This is a genomic window from Rhodococcus quanlei (assembly GCF_055231015.1).
Genome location: NZ_JBUYWD010000024.1, coordinates 96,010 through 116,242, shown reverse-complemented (window position 1 = coordinate 116,242; position 20,233 = coordinate 96,010). Strand labels below are relative to the sequence as shown.

Annotated in this window: 18 protein-coding genes, 1 tRNA gene and 1 pseudogene; 4 read left to right on the top strand and 16 right to left on the bottom strand. The window is 64.2% G+C overall.

The window, feature by feature from the left end:
• Window positions 1-24: 24 nt before the first annotated feature.
• Window positions 25-1,032 carry an NAD(P)H-dependent glycerol-3-phosphate dehydrogenase gene (locus ACZI8Q_RS17800; protein WP_463374893.1) on the bottom strand — a complete coding sequence of 336 codons (1,008 nt, stop codon included), beginning with the start codon at window positions 1,030-1,032 and terminating at the stop codon, window positions 25-27.
• Window positions 1,033-1,336: 304 nt separating this feature from the next.
• Between ACZI8Q_RS17800 and ACZI8Q_RS17795 the strand changes: the two genes are divergently transcribed.
• A complete protein-coding gene (locus ACZI8Q_RS17795; RefSeq protein WP_463374892.1) occupies window positions 1,337-2,308 on the top strand; it encodes an alpha/beta hydrolase in 972 nt (323 codons plus the stop codon).
• Window positions 2,309-2,380: 72 nt separating this feature from the next.
• On the opposite strand, the gene ACZI8Q_RS17790 is transcribed toward ACZI8Q_RS17795, so the two are convergent.
• On the bottom strand, window positions 2,381-3,892 hold the full coding sequence (locus ACZI8Q_RS17790) for an MFS transporter (protein WP_463374891.1): 1,512 nt from the start codon (window positions 3,890-3,892) through the stop codon (window positions 2,381-2,383).
• Window positions 3,893-3,955: 63 nt separating this feature from the next.
• Between ACZI8Q_RS17790 and ACZI8Q_RS17785 the strand changes: the two genes are divergently transcribed.
• Window positions 3,956-4,348 carry a MarR family winged helix-turn-helix transcriptional regulator gene (locus ACZI8Q_RS17785; protein ID WP_463374890.1) on the top strand — a complete coding sequence of 131 codons (393 nt, stop codon included), beginning with the start codon at window positions 3,956-3,958 and terminating at the stop codon, window positions 4,346-4,348.
• A 22-nt stretch (window positions 4,349-4,370) separates the two neighbouring features.
• Here the strand turns inward: ACZI8Q_RS17785 and ACZI8Q_RS17780 are convergent, their stop codons facing one another.
• The 4 genes from ACZI8Q_RS17780 to ACZI8Q_RS17765 form a co-directional block, all read right to left on the bottom strand.
• A complete protein-coding gene (locus tag ACZI8Q_RS17780; RefSeq protein ID WP_463374889.1) occupies window positions 4,371-5,213 on the bottom strand; it encodes an alpha/beta hydrolase in 843 nt (280 codons plus the stop codon).
• A gap of 106 nt (window positions 5,214-5,319) precedes the next feature.
• The gene (locus ACZI8Q_RS17775) at window positions 5,320-5,454 is read right to left on the bottom strand and encodes a hypothetical protein (RefSeq protein WP_463374888.1); all 135 of its coding nucleotides are present in this window, start codon (window positions 5,452-5,454) and stop codon (window positions 5,320-5,322) included.
• A 162-nt stretch (window positions 5,455-5,616) separates the two neighbouring features.
• Complete coding sequence (locus ACZI8Q_RS17770) at window positions 5,617-5,991, bottom strand: VOC family protein (protein WP_463374887.1); 375 nt, start codon at window positions 5,989-5,991, stop codon at window positions 5,617-5,619.
• 209 nt (window positions 5,992-6,200) lie between these two features.
• Window positions 6,201-9,740: an ABC transporter ATP-binding protein gene (locus ACZI8Q_RS17765; protein ID WP_463374886.1), complete on the bottom strand. Its 3,540-nt coding sequence runs from the start codon at window positions 9,738-9,740 to the stop codon at window positions 6,201-6,203.
• 77 nt (window positions 9,741-9,817) lie between these two features.
• Here ACZI8Q_RS17765 and ACZI8Q_RS17760 point away from each other — a divergent pair, with 77 nt between their 5' ends.
• On the top strand, window positions 9,818-10,537 hold the full coding sequence (locus ACZI8Q_RS17760) for a TetR/AcrR family transcriptional regulator (protein WP_463374885.1): 720 nt from the start codon (window positions 9,818-9,820) through the stop codon (window positions 10,535-10,537).
• Between the two features lie 101 nt (window positions 10,538-10,638).
• Here ACZI8Q_RS17760 and ACZI8Q_RS17755 read toward each other — a convergent pair whose 3' ends face one another.
• The 10 genes and pseudogenes from ACZI8Q_RS17755 to ACZI8Q_RS17710 all read right to left on the bottom strand — a co-directional run bounded on the left by ACZI8Q_RS17755 (window position 10,639) and on the right by ACZI8Q_RS17710 (window position 18,921).
• Entirely contained in the window at window positions 10,639-12,222 is a 1,584-nt protein-coding gene (locus ACZI8Q_RS17755) for a phytoene desaturase family protein (RefSeq protein ID WP_463374884.1), read from the bottom strand.
• Window positions 12,223-12,751: 529 nt separating this feature from the next.
• Window positions 12,752-13,333, bottom strand: a pseudogene (locus ACZI8Q_RS17750) (DUF3800 domain-containing protein); the annotation flags it as partial.
• Window positions 13,334-13,610: 277 nt separating this feature from the next.
• A tRNA-Met gene (locus ACZI8Q_RS17745) sits at window positions 13,611-13,684 on the bottom strand.
• Between the two features lie 78 nt (window positions 13,685-13,762).
• Window positions 13,763-14,413: an LON peptidase substrate-binding domain-containing protein gene (locus ACZI8Q_RS17740; RefSeq protein ID WP_463374883.1), complete on the bottom strand. Its 651-nt coding sequence runs from the start codon at window positions 14,411-14,413 to the stop codon at window positions 13,763-13,765.
• Window positions 14,413-14,886, bottom strand: a complete 474-nt coding sequence (locus ACZI8Q_RS17735) for a DUF309 domain-containing protein (RefSeq protein ID WP_463374882.1) — start codon at window positions 14,884-14,886, stop codon at window positions 14,413-14,415. The genes ACZI8Q_RS17740 and ACZI8Q_RS17735 overlap by 1 nt, the downstream gene beginning before the upstream one ends.
• Before the next feature lie 4 nt (window positions 14,887-14,890).
• Window positions 14,891-15,697 (bottom strand): ESX secretion-associated protein EspG, encoded by an 807-nt coding sequence (locus ACZI8Q_RS17730; RefSeq protein WP_463374881.1) that lies wholly within the window; start codon window positions 15,695-15,697, stop codon window positions 14,891-14,893.
• Complete coding sequence (locus ACZI8Q_RS17725; RefSeq protein WP_463374880.1) at window positions 15,694-17,247, bottom strand: hypothetical protein; 1,554 nt, start codon at window positions 17,245-17,247, stop codon at window positions 15,694-15,696. The genes ACZI8Q_RS17730 and ACZI8Q_RS17725 overlap by 4 nt, the downstream gene beginning before the upstream one ends.
• 63 nt (window positions 17,248-17,310) lie before the next feature.
• Window positions 17,311-17,853, bottom strand: a complete 543-nt coding sequence (locus ACZI8Q_RS17720) for a DUF3558 domain-containing protein (protein ID WP_463374906.1) — start codon at window positions 17,851-17,853, stop codon at window positions 17,311-17,313.
• A gap of 20 nt (window positions 17,854-17,873) precedes the next feature.
• The gene (locus tag ACZI8Q_RS17715) at window positions 17,874-18,209 is read right to left on the bottom strand and encodes a hypothetical protein (RefSeq protein WP_463374879.1); all 336 of its coding nucleotides are present in this window, start codon (window positions 18,207-18,209) and stop codon (window positions 17,874-17,876) included.
• Window positions 18,210-18,321: 112 nt separating this feature from the next.
• On the bottom strand, window positions 18,322-18,921 hold the full coding sequence (locus tag ACZI8Q_RS17710) for a TetR/AcrR family transcriptional regulator (RefSeq protein WP_463374878.1): 600 nt from the start codon (window positions 18,919-18,921) through the stop codon (window positions 18,322-18,324).
• A 110-nt stretch (window positions 18,922-19,031) separates the two neighbouring features.
• Here ACZI8Q_RS17710 and ACZI8Q_RS17705 point away from each other — a divergent pair, with 110 nt between their 5' ends.
• Window positions 19,032-20,177 (top strand): acyl-CoA dehydrogenase family protein, encoded by a 1,146-nt coding sequence (locus tag ACZI8Q_RS17705; RefSeq protein ID WP_463374877.1) that lies wholly within the window; start codon window positions 19,032-19,034, stop codon window positions 20,175-20,177.
• Window positions 20,178-20,233 lie beyond the last annotated feature (56 nt).

The following is a 20,233-nucleotide window of genomic DNA, read 5'->3' as shown; positions in this document are numbered from 1 at the left end:
GTCAATGCTCGAAGACTGTGCAGTTCACGCCACTTCGTGCTCGCCGCCCGGTGTCACCCGGCGAAGACCTCGATATGCACCTTCCGCGCTTTGCCGTCCCGCGACGACCGCTTCTACCTCTGCCGCGATGGGCATGTCGACGCCGTAATCTCGCGCCAGTTCCATCACCGTCGGCGCCGTTTTCACGCCTTCGGCCACTTGGCCCAGCTCGGCTACCGCCTCGTCGACGGACAGTCCGCGCGCCAACGCTTCACCTACGCGCCGATTGCGCGAACTCGGGCTCATGCAGGTGGCGATCAGATCGCCCATCCCGGTCAGGCCGGCGAAGGTGCGTGGGTTCGCCCCCATCGCCTCACCGAGCCGGGACATTTCCGCGAGACCACGGGCCAACACCATCGCACGCGTGTTGTCGCCGACCCCGAGCCCGTCCGCCATTCCCGACGCGATCGCAACGATGTTCTTCAGAATCCCGCCCAGTTCACAACCGAGAACATCGGTGTTGCGGTACACCCGGAACACCGGTGACGCGAACAGCGGTTGCAGCGCCGTCGCCACCCGATCGTCCTGGGTGGCGACCACGGACGCGGCCGCTAGCCCGTCGACGATCTCGCGGGCGATGTTCGGTCCCGCAAGCAGGCCGACGGGGTGCCCGGGCAGACATTCGGCGATCACCTCGGTGGGTCGCGCTCGCGTACCCGGTTCGAGTCCCTTGGACAGCGACAGAACCGGCACCCAGGCGCGTACCTCGTTGGTGATCTCGCCCAGAGTTGCCCGAACTGCATGCGACGGAACGCCGACGACCAGCACATCCGCTTCCCGTGCCGCCTCGATCAGGTCGTCGGTGGCGCGCATCGATTCCGGGAGCGCACGGTCCCCCAGGTACTTCGAATTACGGTGCTCGGTATTGATCTCGTCCGAGGTGTCGGCGCCTCGCGCCCACAGCAAGGTGGGGGTGTTGCGTGCCGCGAGGCCCGCGACAGTCGTTCCCCAGGAACCCGCTCCGAGCACCACGACCTGAACCGGACGGGACATCACCGATCACCTCTGTCGACACACCGAGAAGTCATGAGTCGACTCTGGCACTGTTCGGCAAGCCGCGTGACCGGAATGGTCACCAGCAAACCTGATTCACCAGCGATATCCGAGTAGACCGAGGATGTACTCCAGCCATTCCGGGAGCCTGGGATCTGCAAACACGCGCTACCTCCTGACGAGCTACTCCCAGGGTGCCCCGGATTTGCTCCTTGCCGCACTCCCGGGCGAATTGATGTGTGACGGGTGTCATAGTGTTCTGTTGGTACGGCTGCTCGTCTACGAACGAAGTGGAGGAACGCACATGCGAACCCGTGATTCGGTGGTGTGGCACTGGGACGTCAGTCTGCGCGCCCGGTTGACCTTCTGGTTCGTCCGCATTTTCGTGAAGCCGGTGTTCACGCTGTGGCCGCTCACGGACAAGGGTATCGACAAACTGGCGTGGCTGGATCACCTCGTCGGCCACCTTCCGGTGCCGAAGGGGCTCGACGTCGAACAGTTGACGCTGGGTGGTGTCCCGAGCGAACGCGTCAATCATTCCCACAAGGCGTCGGGGGACCTCGATGGCGCCACCATCCTCTACCTCCACGGTGGCGGGTTCGTATTCTGCGGGTTGGCGACGCACCGCCCGATGTGCGGCATGCTGGCCGCGCAGGCGGGCGTTCCGGTGATCTCGGTGGCGTATCGTCAACTCCCCGAAGGGCCGATCGAGGTCTCGATTTCCGACGCGATGAACGCGTACACCGACCTGCTGGAAACCTGCGACAACCCGGGGAAGATCATCGTCGCGGGGGATTCCGCCGGTGGGTACCTTGCGATGAAGGTCGCCGAGATCGCCGCGCTGCGTGGGCTCACGCCACCGGCTGCCGTGCTCGGATTCTCGCCGCTGCTCAATCTCGACATGGAAGATCACGATCCGGACTTCATGAAGCTCGATGCGTATCTGCCGATGTCACAGGTCGCGAAGCTGAAGGACCGCTGGCTGGCAGGATCGGAGTCGATCGTCGGTGCGCAGTCACCGGTTCGGGCTGATCCGAATCTTTTTCCGCCGGTCTTCTTCTCGTCGGCCCAATACGAGATCATGCGCCCGGACATCGAGATCACCACCGAGAACTTCGATCGATTCGGCATGACCATCGAAACGCACATCTGGAGCGGGCAGATTCATGCATTCCCGGTGATCGGCAAGGCGATGCGAGAGAGCCGGGAGATCATTCGGTCGGCGGTGGCCTTCTCCGAGCGTGCACTCGGCACGTCGGCGCGTCGCTCTGCCTGACCGTGCGACTCGAATGCCCCCGCACACGTCGTGCACGGGGGCATTGTGGGTGCTGCCAGGGCAGGGTTTCTGTCAGGGCTTGCGGATCAGCGGCGACGTGGTGATCGCCAACCCGACCAGCGCCACGCCTGTCACCAGTACCAGTCCCGGATGGAACTGATGGAACCCGGTGGTGACGGCTCCCTCCGCGGAGTGCGAGCCGGCCGTCACGAGGGCGGTCGTCAATGCCAGCACCAGCGCCGCACCGACCTGGGCGGACGTCTGCACCAATCCGGACGCCAGGCCCTGCTCGGAGTCGTCGACTCCCGACGTGGCCTGGGCCATGATCGATGTGAAGCCGAGCGCGAAGCCGACGCCGAGCGCAATCACGCTCGGCAGGATTGCCACGGGGTACGACGGGTCGTTGCTGCCGAGAAAGAGAAACCACAGGTATCCCGCACTCAATGACGTCAGCGCGGCGATGATGATCCGTGAGGTGCCGTACCGGTCGATGAGCCTGCCGACGAAGGGTGAGCCGATGGCCACGATGAGGCCGGCCGGCAGCAAGGCCATCGCCATCTTCAGCGGAGACCAGCCCAGGACCGACTGCAAGAAGATGGTCATCATGAACTGGAAGCTCAGGTAGCTGCCGAACAGGGCGACGATGCTGAGGTTCGCTCGCACGATGGAGCCCACCTTCAAGATGCCCAACCGGACCAGGGGATGGGCGATTCGGTTCTCGGTCGACACGAACGCGGCCAGCAGGGCCGCTGCCAGGGCGAACGACGCCAACGTCAGCGGGTCGGTCCACCCTCGTTCCGGCGCGGACACGACTGTGTAGACGGTCAGCATCATGCCGCCGACGAGAGTGAGCGCGCCGACGATGTCGTGCCCACCCGAATCCGCGGGCCGGTCGCGGGGAACGAGCACGGCACCGGCGACCAGTGCGAGTACCGCGAACGGGACGGGCATCAGGAACGTCCAACGCCAGCCGGCGCTGGTCAGCACGCCTCCGAGGATCAAGCCGGACGAGTAGCCGCTGGCTCCGAAGACCGAGAAGATCGACAGCGCCCGGTTGCGTGCCGGACCTTCCTTGAACGTGGTGGTGAGGATGGACATCGCGGTCGGGGCGGTGAAGGCTGCGGCGAGTCCCTTCACGAAACGAGTCACGATGAGCAAGGTTCCGTCGTCCACGAGCCCGCCGACCAGCGAAGCCAGGGCGAACACGCTGAGGGCGACGAGGAACACGCGTCGGCGCCCGAGCAGATCCGCGGTGCGTCCGCCGAGGAGAAGCAACCCGCCGAAGCCGAGGACGTATCCGTTGATGATCCATTGCAGCGATGTGGTGGACAGCCCGAGTTCCGTGCCGATCGAGGGTAGCGCCACGCCGACCATCGATACGTCGAGTCCGTCGAGAAACATGACGAGACAGAGGACGGCCAGAAGACCCCACAGTCGGGGCGTCCACACCTGTGAGGTGTTCTGCGTTGTCGGCCGAGTTGCCGCGGGTTCGGGTGTGGTCGGTTCAGTTGTTGTGGTGAGCGCGGGTGCGCTCTCGCGGATAGTCACGGAACGAATGTAAGTGCATGTGCAATCAATGCGCAAACACTAATTGTGTTCGCATTTAATTCGCTTGCATGTATCGCCGGTGGGCATTAAGGTGCGGGCATGAGCTCACAGGCAGAACTGCGTGCCGAGTGGCGTGCACTGCTGGTTCGGTACAACTCCGTCGCCTGCGAGTTGGACCGCGAGATGCAGCACGCCCACGGCCTCAGCATGAGCGATTTCGAGGCGCTCGACCGTCTGATCGACACCACCTGCGAGCGAGCCCGAATGCAGGACCTCGCCTCGGAGATGTACCTCAGCCCCAGCGCACTGTCACGAACAGTCGCACGCCTGGAGAAGGCCGGCCTCGTGATGCGGGCTCTGTGCCAGGCAGACCGCCGCGGGGTGTTCGTGGACGTCACCGATCACGGGCGCGCCGTGCACGCGGAGGCCAAGAAGGTTCAGATGGCAGTGCTCGAGGAACACCTCGACGCAAGTCACTCCGAGGCGTCCTGACCGCACCCTGCTCGGAGCGTCCCTAGGCGACGCGAGGACGTAACCACTCGATCAGATCGTCGATCACTCGGTCGCGATCGGGCTCGGGCTCGTTGAACACCTCATGGAAGAAACCGTCGTAGATCTTCACCGTGAGGTCTTCGGATTCAGCATGTTCGGCGATCATCTTGGTTCCGTTCACATTCGCGAGCTTGTCGTCGCTTCCGTGCTGAAGCAGCAGGGGAATCGTCAACGTCGAGACCCGCTCCTGCACGCGCTCACCGTTGACGATCAGCCCACGCGCGATACCTGCCGGCACCTTGCCATGATGGACCAGTGGGTCGTTCCGGTACTTCGCGACGGTCTCGGGATCTCGTGACACTGCGGACGAGTCGAGAGTTTGAACCGGTACGTCGGGAAGGAAGCGCCCGACGATCTTGCCCAGTTCGACAACCACCTTCGGGGTGCCCTCGGTGACATCCACGGCTGGTCCCGACAGCATCAACGCTTTCAGATCCTGCTGATGGTCCAGCGCGTACGACAACGCCAAGGCACCGCCCATACTGTGACCGAGCAAGAACGTGTCGAGGCCGGGGCGATCTTGTCCGACGATCCCGAACAGCTGATGGAGATCATCGGTGAATTCGCTCCACTCCCGCAGGTGAACTCGCTTCCCGCCCGATCGGCCGTGGCCGCGATGATCGGGCACATACACGACCAGGCCCAGCTCGCCGAGCCGTGCAACCACGTGGTCGTATCGCCGGGCATGTTCGCCGAATCCGTGACACAACACGAGCACGCCGCGCGGCTTCTGTTCGGGAGTCCACACGTCGTACACGATGCGTGTACCGCCGACACCGGAGAAACTCGATTCCTCGTGCTGCATGACAGGCCCACCTTTGATCCGGTTGCAATGCTTCCAGATCATCGCATGCGGCAGCGACTTACATGCGTGGATCGACGATCGCGTTCGCGCTGCGTATGTCTACGCCCTACTGCAATCCGAAGTTGTTGACATCCACGTCCAGATTGAAAATCAGGCCACCGAGAGTGATGACCGTGTTCGCCAGGCCCAGCGTGATCCCGCTGTTCAAAGCGCTGTTCAGACCGAATAACACACTTTCCATGATCGTCCCCTTGTATGAGGTTGGTATCCCCCGACTTTGGAACCCTTACTCATGGGCGGCTCTGCACCGTCACACCCGATACGATAAGCCACTTTTCGCCGATTCGATGTGATACAGGAATTTTCGCGGATGGCCGTCTTGGGCGAGAGTGGCGTGATCGGCCTAGCGGATCGCCCAGGGCGGGTTGAGTCGATTGACCCCGGCGTCGAACAAGCACAGCAGGTGGCCGTCCGGATCGCGCAAGCGCGCCTCTCGCCACAGCCACGGCATGTCCGTGGGTGCCTGGTCGAACACGACCCCGGCGTGGACCAGTCGCCGACAGCGGGCATCGAGATCATCGCACTCGAAGTAGATTCGGACCGCGCCACCGGTGGTGATCGTGTCGACGCGGTCGACCGAGAACGTGCTGCCACCGTCGGGGCATACGAATCTCAGGTAGTTCTCGTCCCGGACGATGAGCGTCAGGCCCAGCAAACAGTAGAAGCGTTCGGTGCGACGGATATCTGTGACGCTGACGGTGACCTGGTTCAAGCGCATCGCCGTACGTTACCGGCATCCGGTCACCTCGAGTCGGCACCGCTCTCATCGTCATCAGCGAAACGTGAGACCGTCGGCCATTCGTTACCGCAGTGCACCCGCACATTCGGGTTCCCCTCAGTGATCACACACCGGTGATCGTCGATTCCTACCCGCGGCCCCGAGGTAGGAAGATCGGCGTGACCGCGTTGATCGGATGGCGTTCCGCGTCACATCGCCGGCACGCCGACGACAGCCGTTCCGTCCCGCACTTCGATGACCTGATCGACGTTGCGGACGGTGTCGATTCGGTGCGCGATCACCAACACGGTGCGGCCCGCAGCGAGCCGTCCGATAGCATCCTGGATGCGGGACTCGGTGTCGGGATCTACCGACGCCACCGCTTCGTCGAGGACGAGGATCGGCGAATCCTTCAGCAACGCACGCGCAATCGACAGTCGTTGTCGTTGTCCACCGGACAGGCTCACGCCGCCGTCGTCGACGACGGTATCGAGGCCGTCGGGTAACGCCAGGACGACGTCGTCGGCTTGCGCGGCTTCCAATGCCGCCCAGATCTCGTCATCGGTGGCGTCGGGTTTGCCTAGCGCAACGTTGTAGCGCACGGTGTCATTGAACAGGTACACCTCCTGATAGACGGTGGTGACCAACCGCATCACGGTATCGGAACCGAGGTCGCGCACATCCTGCCCGCCGATCAGTACCGATCCGGTGTCGACGTCCCAGAGTCGCGCGGTGAGGTTCACGATGGTCGACTTGCCGGCACCGGACGGCCCGACCAACGCCGTGATGGTGCCTGGGGTCGCGATGAACGACACCCCCGCGAGTACCGCACGGGCGGCGCCGTCGTCGGAGTCGTACGAGAACCCGACCTCGCGGAACTCGATCGACGTGTCGGCAGGTACCGCAGGGGTCTCGGGCTCAGGCAGGACCGGAGTGTCCCACACCTCGGCGATCTTCGCCGCGATCTGCTGCTGGTTGTGCCGGTATCCGGCGAGTGCATTGAGTTCTTGGATCGGCTGGTAAAGCACCAGCGAGAGCAGGAGGAACACGAGGAGTGTGGTCGCGGCCACCGCACCCGACGCGTACAGCGCGCCGCCGATCGCGATGAGCGCGACGAGACCGGATTCGACAGCGATCGACCCGAGACCGATCGCGGGCGTGGCGCGTACCGACATGGCGATCGACGCCTGCCGCAACCGGTCGACGGCGGTGTCGAATCGGGTGGCGATGAACGAGCCGGGGTTTCCCCGCAGCACCGACGCGCCCTTGGCCTGCTCGACGAGGATCATCGTCGCGTCGCGTCGTGCGGCGTGCACGTCCACGAACACGCGATGATAGATGCGGTCGCTCCACATGGTCAGCAGCCAGAACACCGGAAGCCCGATCAGCGCGGCGAGCGCGAGGCGCCAATCCACGATCAGCAGGATGATCGTGACGTAGAGGGGTTGGATCAGGGCGCCGACGATCTGCTGGGGCACGTTCTGGAAGTCCAGCATCGGGATGTCGTTGGCGATGAGCGTGGTGATGCGGCCGTTGTCTATTCGGGAGAAGAATCCGAGAGGTACGCGCCGCAGTCGTTCGACAACAGACATCTGCAGGTCGGCTTTGCTGTTCGCGGCAACGGTCCATACGGTGCCGTTGGCCCACTGCGCAGCCAAGAGCCGCGCGACGAGCCCGGCCGCCAGGATTGCGGTGACCTGCCACACGAATCCGGTGTCGAACCCCGTCCCGTCCGCTGCGCTGTCGATCGCGGCATCGAGGACGAGGAACACTGCGAGGAGGGGGATTCCACGTACCAGACCCTCGAGCAGAAGCTTCGGGAGGCCGCGACGCAGAAGCGCCGGCCATCCCCGACCGAGCAGCGACACCCATTGGCGGGTGAAGCCGAGTCCTCCGATGCCGGGGGTGATGACGACACGTTCGGCGTCGTGCTTCTCATCGGCGGGCACAGGCGTCGCATGTCGGACGATGGGAGGAACGAGTGGGTGCGTGTCGTCCCGGTCGAGGTGCCACCCGGCTGCTCGGGTGTAGGAGTCCCAGAGCGTTCGGTAGCCGGTGCTGTGCTCGAGCAGATCGTCGTGGGCTCCTTCCGCGGCGACCGCGCCGTCGTCGAGATAGGCGATGCGATCACTGTCGCGGATCGTGTTCAACCGGTGGGCGATCGCAATTACTGTGCGTCCCTCGGTCAGCTCACGGACGGCGTGGAGTGTCTCCTGTTCGGTGGCCGCGTCGAGTGAGGCGGTTGCCTCGTCGAGCACGATCACGGGTGCCTTTTTGAGAAGTGCCCGCGCAACCGAGACCCGTTGCCGTTGACCACCGGAGAGAGTGCCTCCGCCTGGCGGTAGTTCGGTATCCCACCCGTCCGGGAGGTCTGCGACAAGTGTATTCAACTGCGCGGCACGACCAGCGGCCTCCACGTCGGCGTCGGTGGCATCGGGCCGGGCGACGCGAATGTTCTCACGCAGGCTTGCCGCGAAAAGGTATTCGTCCTGCTGTACGAATGCCACCAGCCGGGCCAGGTCGGCCTGCGGAATGTCGCGGACGTCGACCCCACCGATGGAGACCGCTCCTGATGTGGTGTCCCAGAACCGCGCGACCAGGCGCGCAACCGTCGATTTCCCGGCGCCGGTGGGGCCCACCAATGCGAATCGTGTGCCCTGCGCGATATGCAGGTCGAGATCGGTCAGCACCGGGGCGGAGTCGCCGGAGTAGGCGAAGGACACGCTGTCGAAGTCGATATCGAAACGACCTGGAACACGCGGTGTTTCGGGTTCTGGTAATGACTTCTCGGCGAGGATACCCCTGATCGTGCCCGCGGAGAACTCGATACGGGCGACGATCGTCGCAATGGTGCCCACCAACCCGATGATCGGCGTGAGGTAGCCGAGTCCCAGGAGCAGGAACAAGGCGAGCGTGGCGAGCCCGATCTCGCCGTTCGCAAACGAGGTTCCCGCTGTCGGGATCAACAGGGCCACTGCGAACCCGGTAGCGACCGTCATCACCGCGACCAACCACCGGAGCGGTCCGGCAGTGGTGCGGATCTCGAGTGCTTCGCCTGTCCGGATCGACTCGCGCGCCTGATCGTATCCGGAGTCGGGCCGCAGGAATCCGCGAATAACCTTGATTCCCTGAAGGTATCCGAGTACCGAACGGTTGAGAACGGCAGTGTGTTCGGCGAGGGCAGCATTGTCCTTCGAGGCGAGTGCCATACCGACGCCGGAGACGATCACCAGCAGGACGAGTGCGCCCAGCGCGATGAGTGCGAGTCGCCAGTCGACGACGAACAGGACGATCGTCGTCGCGATCGGGACCGCCGCCGCAGCGGCGATGTCAGGAACACCATGGGCGAGAGCCTCCTCCATCTGCTCGACGTCGTCGTGCAGAAGCTTCTTCATCTCGCCGGCGGAGCGTGCCTGCACTCGGCCCAGCGGAAGATGCTGCAGCTTCCGTGCGATGGCGCGGCGCAGGTCGGCCAGGATCTTGTAGGCGGCGACATGCCCGATATGGGTCGACAGGCCGGAGCACATCGCGCGCACGACGATCGCCAGTGCTGTGGCAGCCGCGATCCAGCCGATCGCCGAGAAGTCTGCGCCGGGTGTGTCGAACAGCGTCACCGTCACGGCGTAGACCGCCACATAGGGGGCGAGTGAGCAGGCGCCGGCCACGATTGCGAACAAGGCGGAGAAGACGAGGCCGACGCGGTGACGGGCAACGATCGAGCCCAGCGTTTCCGGTGAGGTAAGGGTCACCTCACGAACGATAGGCGTCAGTCCGCAGTAAATCAACAGCGCATGTATTAAATGTTCGGCCCGGTACCGTGACCACCATGCCCAGCCCCGACGACCGCACCGCAGGACGACCACGCGGCCGACCCCGTCGCGACAGCGCGGCACCGCCACTCAGCCGCGAACTCATCACCGAGACCGCACTCGACCTGGCAGCCGACGACGGCTTCACCGCGCTGACGATGCGCAACCTCGCCGCCCGACTCGGCGTGACCGTGCGCGCGCTGTACAACCACGTGACAGATCGGCAGGACGTCATCGATCTCGTCGCAGCGCGCATGATGGAGCTCCAACCCGAGCACGACTTCGACACCGACGACTGGCGAGGTTCGGTTCGCCGGCTCTACGTGGAGGCGCGGGAGCTGTACCGCAGGCTGGGCCGGGCGTTGCTGTTCTCGCTCGACGAGACCGTCACCAGGTCCGAACTCCACCCGCATCGCATCCTGCGTCCCGAGCGGATGCTCGCGTTTCTCACCGATCTCGGACTGGACCTCGAGGATGCCCTCGCGTGGCATGCACAGTTCCTCGTCGACCTGTTCGGGTACGCGCTGCTCATCGACTACCGTTACGATCGGTCCGACGAGACGATCCGCCGCGCGATGCAGGATCCGGTACCGAAGATGTGGCTCGACTCGCACCCCGACATCGAGGCTCCCGTGTCCCGCAGTGCCACAATGCTTCCGAATCGAACCAGCGACGAACTGTTCGAGCGAATGATCGACCGGGCGATCGCCGCGATCGAGAGGATGCTTGCGCGGTAGTTCAGTTCTCGGTGCTCCGACCCCGCGAAGAGCCGGACACCCTCACCCGGCACCAACGATGTTCGGATGAAACCCCAAAACACACGAAACGGGGTGGTTCCTCACCGACCGTGGGTCAAGGTTTCCAGGAGCCGGCTGGTCGTCCTCCGGCGAATCCACCCCAACGCTCCCCTCTGCCCGAGAGCGGCTTTGGCGGCATTGAAACCGGATACGCCGTGAACTCCGCCGCCGGGATGAGCGGAAGCACTGCCGAGGAACAACCCGGCGATGGGCGTTTCCGCCCGGCCGAGGCCACGGAACATCAGCTGCTGGTGCAACTGGGCTGTACCACCGTTCACCGCTCCTCCCACCAGATTCGCATTCGCGGATTCCAGGTCGGACGGGCGCTGCACCATGCGGCCCGCCACCGCGTCGGTGAATCCGGGTGCGTGTGCCTCGAGGAGGTCGTCGACCCGGTCGGCCAGAACTTCGGCCGATGCATCGTCGGTGACGTCCCGGGGGAGATGGGTGTAGGCCCAGGCGCTTTCGGTTCCCTCCGGCGACCGCGACGGATCGGCGGTGGTCATCTGCCCGAACAGGAGGAACGGGGATGCGGGCACCACACCGGTGCTGAGGTCTGCCATCCACCGAACTAGTCCGTTGTCGTCTGCGCCCAGGTGCACCGTTCCGGCCCTGGAGAGGCTGGGAGAGCGCCACGGAATCTTTTGGTTCAGAGCATAATTGACCTTTACCACGGGAGTATCCCACTCGAATCGTTCGAGATCGCGCCGCAGTCCGCCGGGCACCGCCTCGTGCGGGAGGAGTGCGCCGAACAGCGCGGGTGCCGAAACGTCGGCGACAACGGCATGGCGCGCACGCACCCGTGTCCCCGAGGCTGTGGTGACACCGACCGCCCGCCCACCGCGCACCTCGACGGAGACGACCGGGTCGCCGCACCGGAGGTCGGCGCCGGCTGCCGTCGCCCTGCGCACCATCGCCGCGGACAGTTCACCTGCGCCGCCGACCGGAACGGGATACCCCGTGTCCTGGGCGAGCATGGTCAGCAAGAACCCCATGACTCCGCTTCCTGGTGCGTCGGGGGGAGCGTCGGCGTGCATGGCGTTGCCGAGCAACAGCACCCGTGCTGCGTCGCCACCGAACAACTCGTGCGCCATACGCCTTGCTGGCAGCGCCAGAAAGCGGGCGAAGCGGAGCGCGTCCCCGGTGCCGAGGGTGCGTAGCAGACCCAGCGGTCCGGCAACGGGCGGGAAAGGGTCGAACAGGGTCTTTGTCAGCGGTTCTTTCACGCGGTGCCACTGCTCCGCCAGATCGAGCCACGCGCGACCGTCCCCAGGGTGGCGCTGCTCGAGATCGGCGGCAGTGTCGCGTGCGTCGCCATGGATGACGGGAGCGTCGGTGTCCTGGGCGCTGCGCGCGTGCCCGAGTGCATACGGCGCGTGACTCCACTCGAGACCGTGCGACTCCAGTTCCAGGGCCGCCAAGGCCGGGGAGACGGCTGCCAGCGGGTAGAACGCACTGAACAGATCGGAGCGGAACCCGGAAAACAACTCTGCGCTGCGCACCGCACCGCCCGGTGTGGTCTGGGCCTCGAGGATGACGACGTCCCATCCGGCGTCTGCCAAGGCTGCCGCGGCGACCAGTCCGTTGGGGCCGGAGCCGATGACGACCGCGTCGACAGTGCTCATCTGTCCAGAGTGGCAGAAAAAGCTGTGGCCCGCAGCCGACGATCGAATCGTCATGGCTGCGGGCCACATTCGTAGCGGGGACAGGATTTGAACCTTCGACCTCTGGGTGTTGTTGCGGTCCCACTGCATCCGCGCGTCCGCCGAACTGCCAACGACGTAGCCGGCCGACTTCGGGCACCGCAATGCCCGAGTAGCCGTACTGATCGCTGAATCTAGCGCTTGCACGCTCAGCGGCGGCCTTGATCTTCCGGAGTCGCTCCGCGTGCTCAGTGCCGAGTAGGCGCCCGCTCGCGCGCGGGTGGATCGACCGCACGCTATTGAGTAACTGGGAATGGTGCAGGTCAGTGACTGATCGTTGCCACAGGTGCAGCTTCGACTCATTGGTGAATGATCCTCGCACCGCTGGCAGGATCGCGTCGTCAGTAACCCACTTGTACCGAGAGGCGTCGATCAGGTGATAGTCGATGGCCCTCGTGATATACGCGGCAACCCAGTCTGCGAACTGGATGTTGGCACTGAGTTGGCTGTCAACGTGCATGGGAGGTTCGACGATGAGCTTCATTTCGGGAAAATCTGAGGCGCGGCCGAGGATGTGGCCATACATCTGCTGCAGTCGCTCGATGCGAGTTTTTTCATTGATCTGATCGATCATCACCAAGAGGGAGGATTCACCCGAGTTCTGGGTGTGACGCGCTAGCCGGTTGAGTGTCTCACGCATGGCCGCAGTCTCACGTGCATCAGTGTCGAGTTTCGTTTGCTTCGGAGTGCCAATCTGCTTCTCGTCCGCGTAATAGAACAGGTTGCCGCCGAAGCTGCGCACCTGACCAACCAAACTGTTGAATACGCGGATCTGATGGGGGTACTCGTTGGCAGTCGTGGGTCGAAAGATGCTGGCACCCTTGCGCTCGAAGCACGACGGGTCATTGTCTCCGATATCTGTTTTGAACAGGTCACGCTTGTTCCTGGTGAAGACGGCACCGAAGGCCCGCGCGTTGGTGACGGGTATCACGAAACCGGCGTAGCCGAAGGCCGGACTTGTGTTGAATCGACGGTCATCGTGAGAAACGAAGGCTCCAGTCTCGCCGATCTCGTCAATGTAGGCCAACAGCATGACGAGCAGTATCGCAGCACCTGATGTCCGAGATGCGTAGAACCCCGCACCTGAAGGTACGGGGTTCTCGAATTAGCGCTCGGGGAGCTGTTTCATCCCTAGCTACTGCGATCGAGGGTAAGGGATCGGTTGCGTCGAAGCAACCCTGGTGCTCAAACGGAATCGGTGGCTCATCCATTCATCGCCGGCTTCTTTGCCATGCGTCGTAGCTCCACACCGGCTGAGATATTAGAACGCCCCTCACCCGACGTATTGCCTGGTGAGGGGCGTTCTCTAGTAGCGGGGACAGGATTTGAACCTGCGACCTCTGGGTTATGAGCCCAGCGAGCTACCGAGCTGCTCCACCCCGCGTCGTACCGTCCACTGTACACATCCTCTTCGGCAGAGTGAAAACGCGGCGCTGTCTACCTGGTCACAGCCACGTCCTGTTCACAGGAGCCGGAACTGCACCATCTCGATCGCATTCTCGATGGTTTCGGCCAAGGTGCGGATCCGCTCGTCGGCTCCGGGTGCCGCCAGTAGTGCAAGCTTGTCGGCATCGCCCATCGGAACGTACGTGGCTATCTCGAACAGCTTGTTGCCGAGAGTCCCCTGAAATGCGGCCATGGTGGGTGGTGTGGGCGGCGGCGTGTCGGTCTTCGCGGCCAGCTTGCCGAGCAGGCCGTACAGCAGATCGATCCGTTCGCCCAGCGTGCTGTACTCCCACTCGGTAACCGGTGCGCCTTCGTTCTCGTCGGGCCACGATTCGACCAGGGCGCGCGGGTAGGGGTCGTCCTCGAGCCATTTCGTCACACGAATGCGATCCGTTGTGCGGCACAGCAGTTCGAACCTGCCGTCGCCGATCGCGGCGTGGGTGTCGATGTGAGCGATGGTGCCGACGTCATGCCGAACGTCGCCGCCGCCGACTTCACTGCCGCGTGCGATCAACACCACGCCGAACCGTGGCTCCGGTGCGGCCAGACATGCGTGTACCAGGTCCCGATAGCGGGGCTCGAACACATGGAGGGGAAGCTTGTCGCCCGGCAGAATGGCCGATCCGAGCGGGAACATGGGGAGCTCGAACGGTTCGGTACCACCCATCAGGGAATCCGTAGGCGAGGCACGGGAACAGTGGGAATCTCGAGCCCTCCCTCGATCTCGGCGATCAGGTGCTCGGCCCAGATCATCAGGCCGGAGATGTCGAGCAGATGCGGAGCTTCTTCTTCGTAATGCCGAATGCGGTCGTGTCCCCGCTGCAACAGGGTGACCGCGCCGCTCTTGTTTCCGCGCATCAAGTGCGTCAGGCCGACTGCGAGTTGCGCGAGGCCCTGCCACAATTCGCGTTCGTCCTCGGTTGCGATCTTCCAGGTGCCCTCCAGCACCTCATGAGCGTGGAACGGCATGTTGTGGTCGAGGAGGCGCTGAGCCTCGGCGATCGATTCGTTCGGGGGAAGCTGAAGATCGTCGGGGATACGGGGTACACCTTCGGCGCCTCGGGGGAGCGGTCGCCCGAGTTCGTCACGCGGGCGTGCATTGAGCGGTTTGCCCGTGCTGTCCCGTTCCCGTTCGGTCATGTATTCACACTAGCGGCGACACACGTTCCGTTGAAGGACCCGTGGCGTGCTTCTCGAACCGGAGCTCGAATTCGTTTCGCAGGTCGTTGCGCGAGACGGCCCGAAGGCGAACCTGATGGTCGACGAAGTGCAGGTAGCGGCCGTCGTCGGCGATATCGAACCAGGCCATCTCGTCGACCGGAGGTTCCTCGAGGCCTCTGCGCGGGCCGAGCAGGCACACGTAGCCGTTGGAAGTGCGCGGGCGGGTGAGTAGTCGGCGCATGCGCTCGCCGTCCGGCACCGCACTGTTGTGGAGCACCATCGTCGACCCGGCTTGGCGTCGCTCGAGGCCCTCGGGCAGGCTCGACAGGGAGCGAATGCTGCCCGGCGGAACCTCGGGCAGTCCGGCGGTGAGCTGGGTGGCCAACCACCGGCGGTTCTCGGTGTCGGTGCCGTGGCTGGCCTGCAGCGCGATGGTGCCGTGGCCGACCGGGCCGGGCATCTGCTCCGCCATCACCGCGATCCGGCCCCGGACGCATCCGCGCCGACGAACAGCCGTCGTCTCGTCGAGAGCACCGCCGTCTGGGTGACCGTCGGCCTCGTCGGGAACGAACACCGTCACCGAATAGTCCGGGTGGCGGAGCGCCTGAACGCAGGCCGTCAGCTTGGGGTCGTTCAGGGACGCGTGCCAGGCGCGGAGCTGGTGTTCGACCACCACTCGGGCGTCCATCGTCGTGGCGCTCGAGCGGTACCGCAGTGGGTAGGGCATCCGGTCGAGATCGGTTGCCTCCCAGAGGGTCATGAACTGCTCGGAGCGCAGCTCCCAGATCACGCGCCGATCACCGGAGGTGAGACCCGATCGATGGGGCCGATGAGTTCGTTGCCGTTGTCGACCGTGACGAGATAGCTGGGCGTCTCGTGTTCTGTGTCGTCGTCGCCGCCGGTTGCCGCGCCGCGGGGTGCGGCCATCATCGGGCCACCCATGCCCATGCCCATGCCCGGACGTGCGAGGCTCGTTGGGGAGGCCGCCGCGGCGCCCGCACCGACAGCCGCACCCGCACCGGCTCCGACCCCGGCACCGAGCGCGGCCGCACCCGGCGGTACTCCCGGGACCAGCCCGACGGCGCCGGACTGAACGCCTTCCTGGTTGTGCTCACTGCTTCGCGAGCCAGAACTGCCCGAGCCTCCGCCCGCGCCGCGCAGATACGCGCTTCCCCCCACGCTCTGCCCCGTCGCGCCACCGACACCGGTGCTTCCACCGGTGACACCACCACGTGTGGTCTCGGCATCGACCTGGCCACTGGCGCCGATCGCGTTGGGATTCATCGTTGCCGCCGCGCTGGTGCTCGCCGGGCCTTCCGCGGATGCCGGTCCCCCGAGCTGGCCGGGTGCGGCCTGCTCGCCTGTGGCAGCCGTGGCGGCAGGGTCCTGTGCGCCGGGCTGACCGGTTGGTTTGCTCTCGACCGCACTGGGGTTGCCCTCGGCAGCACCGGGGTTGGTGACCGGAGTGCCGGTGTGAGCCGGACCGCCGAAAAGTGTTCCCCGCACACTGTCCGTTGCTCCGCCGGCGCCCTGTACGAACTTGGGCTCCGGAAGAACCGGAACACCGGTGCCGGCGTCGGTGTAACTGGGGGTGTAGATCGACTCGAGTGCCGCGACGGCGTCGAGACGTTCCATCTCCGCCTTGACGTCGGCGGCGTAGCGCGCCATGGATCCGGGTGAAGCGGCCGCTACCGCCTTCGCCACCTCCAGTTCCGGTTTGAACGGAATCTTGAGACGGATGAGACCAGCTGTGCTGGAAACGAATTCGAGGCGCGTTCCCACGTCCGTAATTCCGGTGTTCAGTTCTGTGACGTCACCGGACATCGAGGAGACGGCTGCGGTCGCGGCGGTTGCGGCGACGCCGGTCCACTGCCTGTCTATCAGATTGACGATCGCCTGCAGCTCCTCATCGAGCCCCATGTCCGCAATCGTCTTGCATGCCGTGGCGAGTGCGTCGACGTTATCCGGCTTCATATCGGCGACCTGGATGGCCAGGGAATTGTAGGAAGGCCAACTGGCGAAGTTCTCGGGTTGCGTGATGTACGAGGTGTCGACGACGTGGTTGCCGCCGATGGATTCTTGAACCGCTGCGAGGCCTTCTTCGTACAGTTCGGTGGGCGTCGGAAGGTCGACGTTCATGAGCGCGGCGATCGGATTCACGGCGGCCAACTCCGAGGGGAAGTCGGCGGGACTTCCATCTGCCACCGAAGTCGTTGTCGAATCGAGAACGCCGAAGGGAAGAGAGGTCGTCGACGGCGACTCCGTGGTCGGATTCAGCACGTCGAACGGCAGCGGTGAGAATTGCGGATCGTTCGATCCTTGCGGCGGAGTCGGTCCCATTCCTATTTCCCCTCTGAACTACGAATGAAGCTCGATATGTATTGGTTCCACTGTGCCTCGCGGTCACCCGTCCGCGAGAAGCGGTTCGATCAGGCGGGCAGTGTCGTCGAGTCCGGCGCACCATTCATCCCGCGGAGCCGGGCCGATGTAATCGTGATGGAGACCACGGAGCACGATGAGGATCCCGTAGTTGGTTTCCAGCGAGATCGCGCAGCCGTCTCGGTCAGTTGGATCCAATTCGAGAAGGGCACGTCGACCATTGATTTCGATGGGCTCCGCGAACGCCTCGGTCTTCTTCTCCTCCTCCGCGAAGGTGATGTTGCCCGAGAGAAGGCTCAGCCCGTATTCCCGGACCGGCGTTTCGAAATAGCACCTCAAGAACGTGTACCCGGACATGGGGTACACGGAAGCCTCCCTAGAGGCGGGATCGTAGCCAGCCTGGGAAATTACGTCATCGGGAACATCCCGGCACGGATCGAACGCGACCGACGGCCGCCCCGATTCTTCCGTGGACTGGGAGGTCTGAGCTGTTGTTTCGCTGGTGGCGCCGTCTTGGGGACCGGAGGTTGCGCAGCCGGGCAGAACCGTAGCGCACAACGCGACCACTCCAGCAGCTACTGAACGCCTCACAGCTGCTCGACCGATCCGATCGCACGGATAGCTTGGTAAACTTCGCTTTCAGTGTCCTCGAAGCCCTTGCCGTTTGCCTCGAACGTCGCGCGCAATAGTTTCACCGCATCTTGAAACTGATAAAGCCGGTTTCGGACAGAGGCGGGCGAGTTGACCAGCTTGTCCTCGAACCCCCGCTGCAACTGCTGGGCAGAATCGAATCCACCGAAACCAGAAATTCGATCGAAGGCACGGCACTCTTCGATTGCTTTGTCGAACTTTGCGATGAGGCTGTCGCAGAGTGCCACGCACTCTGCTGCGGTGCCGTCGTCCAAGTACAACGGGTCCGACATGTGAATCCCCCGGGTTCGTGCGGTTGGCGCCAGTCGTGCGCGATGTTACCTCCCGTCCTCTGTGCGTGGTTAACGAGTCTCTGGACTCCTCGAGCACTCACAGGTGCCAGGCTTATCGCGCGCCGACCATGCGTGTCGCCAAATCGGCATACAGGTCGCCGACCATCTGCGGGTCGGTGTATGCACCGGCGGGAAACCAGCGGCACACGTCCACACACAACGACGCCAAGGCCAAGGTGACACCCTCCGCGTCGGGGACGGTGAAGGCCCCGGATTCGATTCCGGCGTCGACCACGGACCGGATGACGGCCGTCGTTTCTCGTCTCATCCGGACGACGGTGCGGTAATGGTCGCGCGTCAGCGCGGTGAGTTCGTACTGGATGACCCGCGCCTGCGCGTGATGGGTGGCCTGCCAACTCGCGAAGGCCGAGATCACGGAGCGCAGACGGTCGATGGGGGAGGCATCCCTCCGGTCGGCGGCAGCGACTACATCGTGCGCCACACGGTGCCCCTCGTAGCTGATTGCGAAAAGCAGATCCTCTTTGGATCGGTAGTGCGGATACATCGCGGCGGGGCTCATGTCGAGGCGGGCGGCGATGTCGCGGGTGGTCGTTCCCCCGTAGCCGCCGGCGGCGAAGGCGTCGATCGCGGCAGCGCGAATCCGTGCCGCAGCCTTCGACGTGCTGATCGTCTGTGCGGGTACCTCGGGCACACCGTCACCTCCGTCCTCGAATCGACTCTTGACAATATCGCCCGCCCACACGATTATAAGCAAGCGCTTAGAAAATAAGCGAACGCTTAGAACGAGGAGAACGAGCGACGATGCGACGCACCCTGTACGGCCCCGACCACGAGGCATTCCGCGAGTCGGTTCGGGAGTTCGTAAATCGCAACATCACACCGGTGGCGGACAAACTGATCGAGCAGCGCTTCATCGACCGGGAGATCTGGCTCGAAGCCGGCCGTAACGGGTTCCTCGGGCTCGAGGTTCCGGAGCAGTACGGCGGCAGCGAGGCAGGCGACTACCGGTTCAACGCCGTTCTCGCTGAGGAGTTCTCGCGGGCAAGTGCGGCCATCTCGTCGAGTTTCGGCATTCACGCCGACATCGTTGCGCCCTACCTGGTGCAGCTCACCACCGAGGAGCAGAAGCAGCGCTGGCTGCCCAAGTTCTGCACCGGTGAACTGCTCACCGGTATCGGCATGACCGAGCCTTCGGGCGGCTCCGATCTTGCAGCACTCAAGACAACTGCCGTCCGTGATGGCGACGACTGGATCATCAACGGCTCCAAGACATTCATCACCAACGGATACAACGCCGACCTGGTCATCGTCGCCGCCCGCACCAGCCCGGAGAAGAAGGCGAAGGGTATCACCCTGTTTGCCGTCGAAACCGGGATGGAAGGGTTCGAGCGCGGACGCAAACTCGACAAGGTCGGCCAGCACGAATCGGACACAGCGGAACTCTTCTTTCAAGACGTGCGCGTGCCGTCCGCAAACATGATCGGCGAGCTCGACCGCGGGTTCATTCACATGATGGAAATGCTGCCGCAGGAACGGGTCGGGGCGGCAGTGTCCAACCTCGCGCACGTCGCGGCCATTCTCGAAGAGACTCTCCAATATGCCAAGGAGCGCAAGGCGTTCGGCCAGCCCATCGGTTCACTCCAGTGGAACAAATTCCTGCTTGCGGACCTCGTCACTCGTGTCGAGGTGACCCAGGCGTACGTCGACAGCTGCGTCGCTGCCCACGCTGCCGGTGAACTGACCGCAATCGACGCCGCCAAGGCCAAGTGGTGGACTGCGCAGGTGCAGAACGACGTTCTCGACCACTGCGTGCAGCTCCACGGCGGCTACGGATTCATGACCGAATACCGCGCCGCTCGCGCGTGGATGGACGCCCGCGTCACCAAGATCTGGGCCGGCTCCAACGAGATCATGAAGGAACTCATCGGCCGCGACCTCGGTCTCTGAGCCGTAGCAGGCACTGGCAAAGTAGTTGCAGGCGTTCACTCACCTCGGCGACGAAG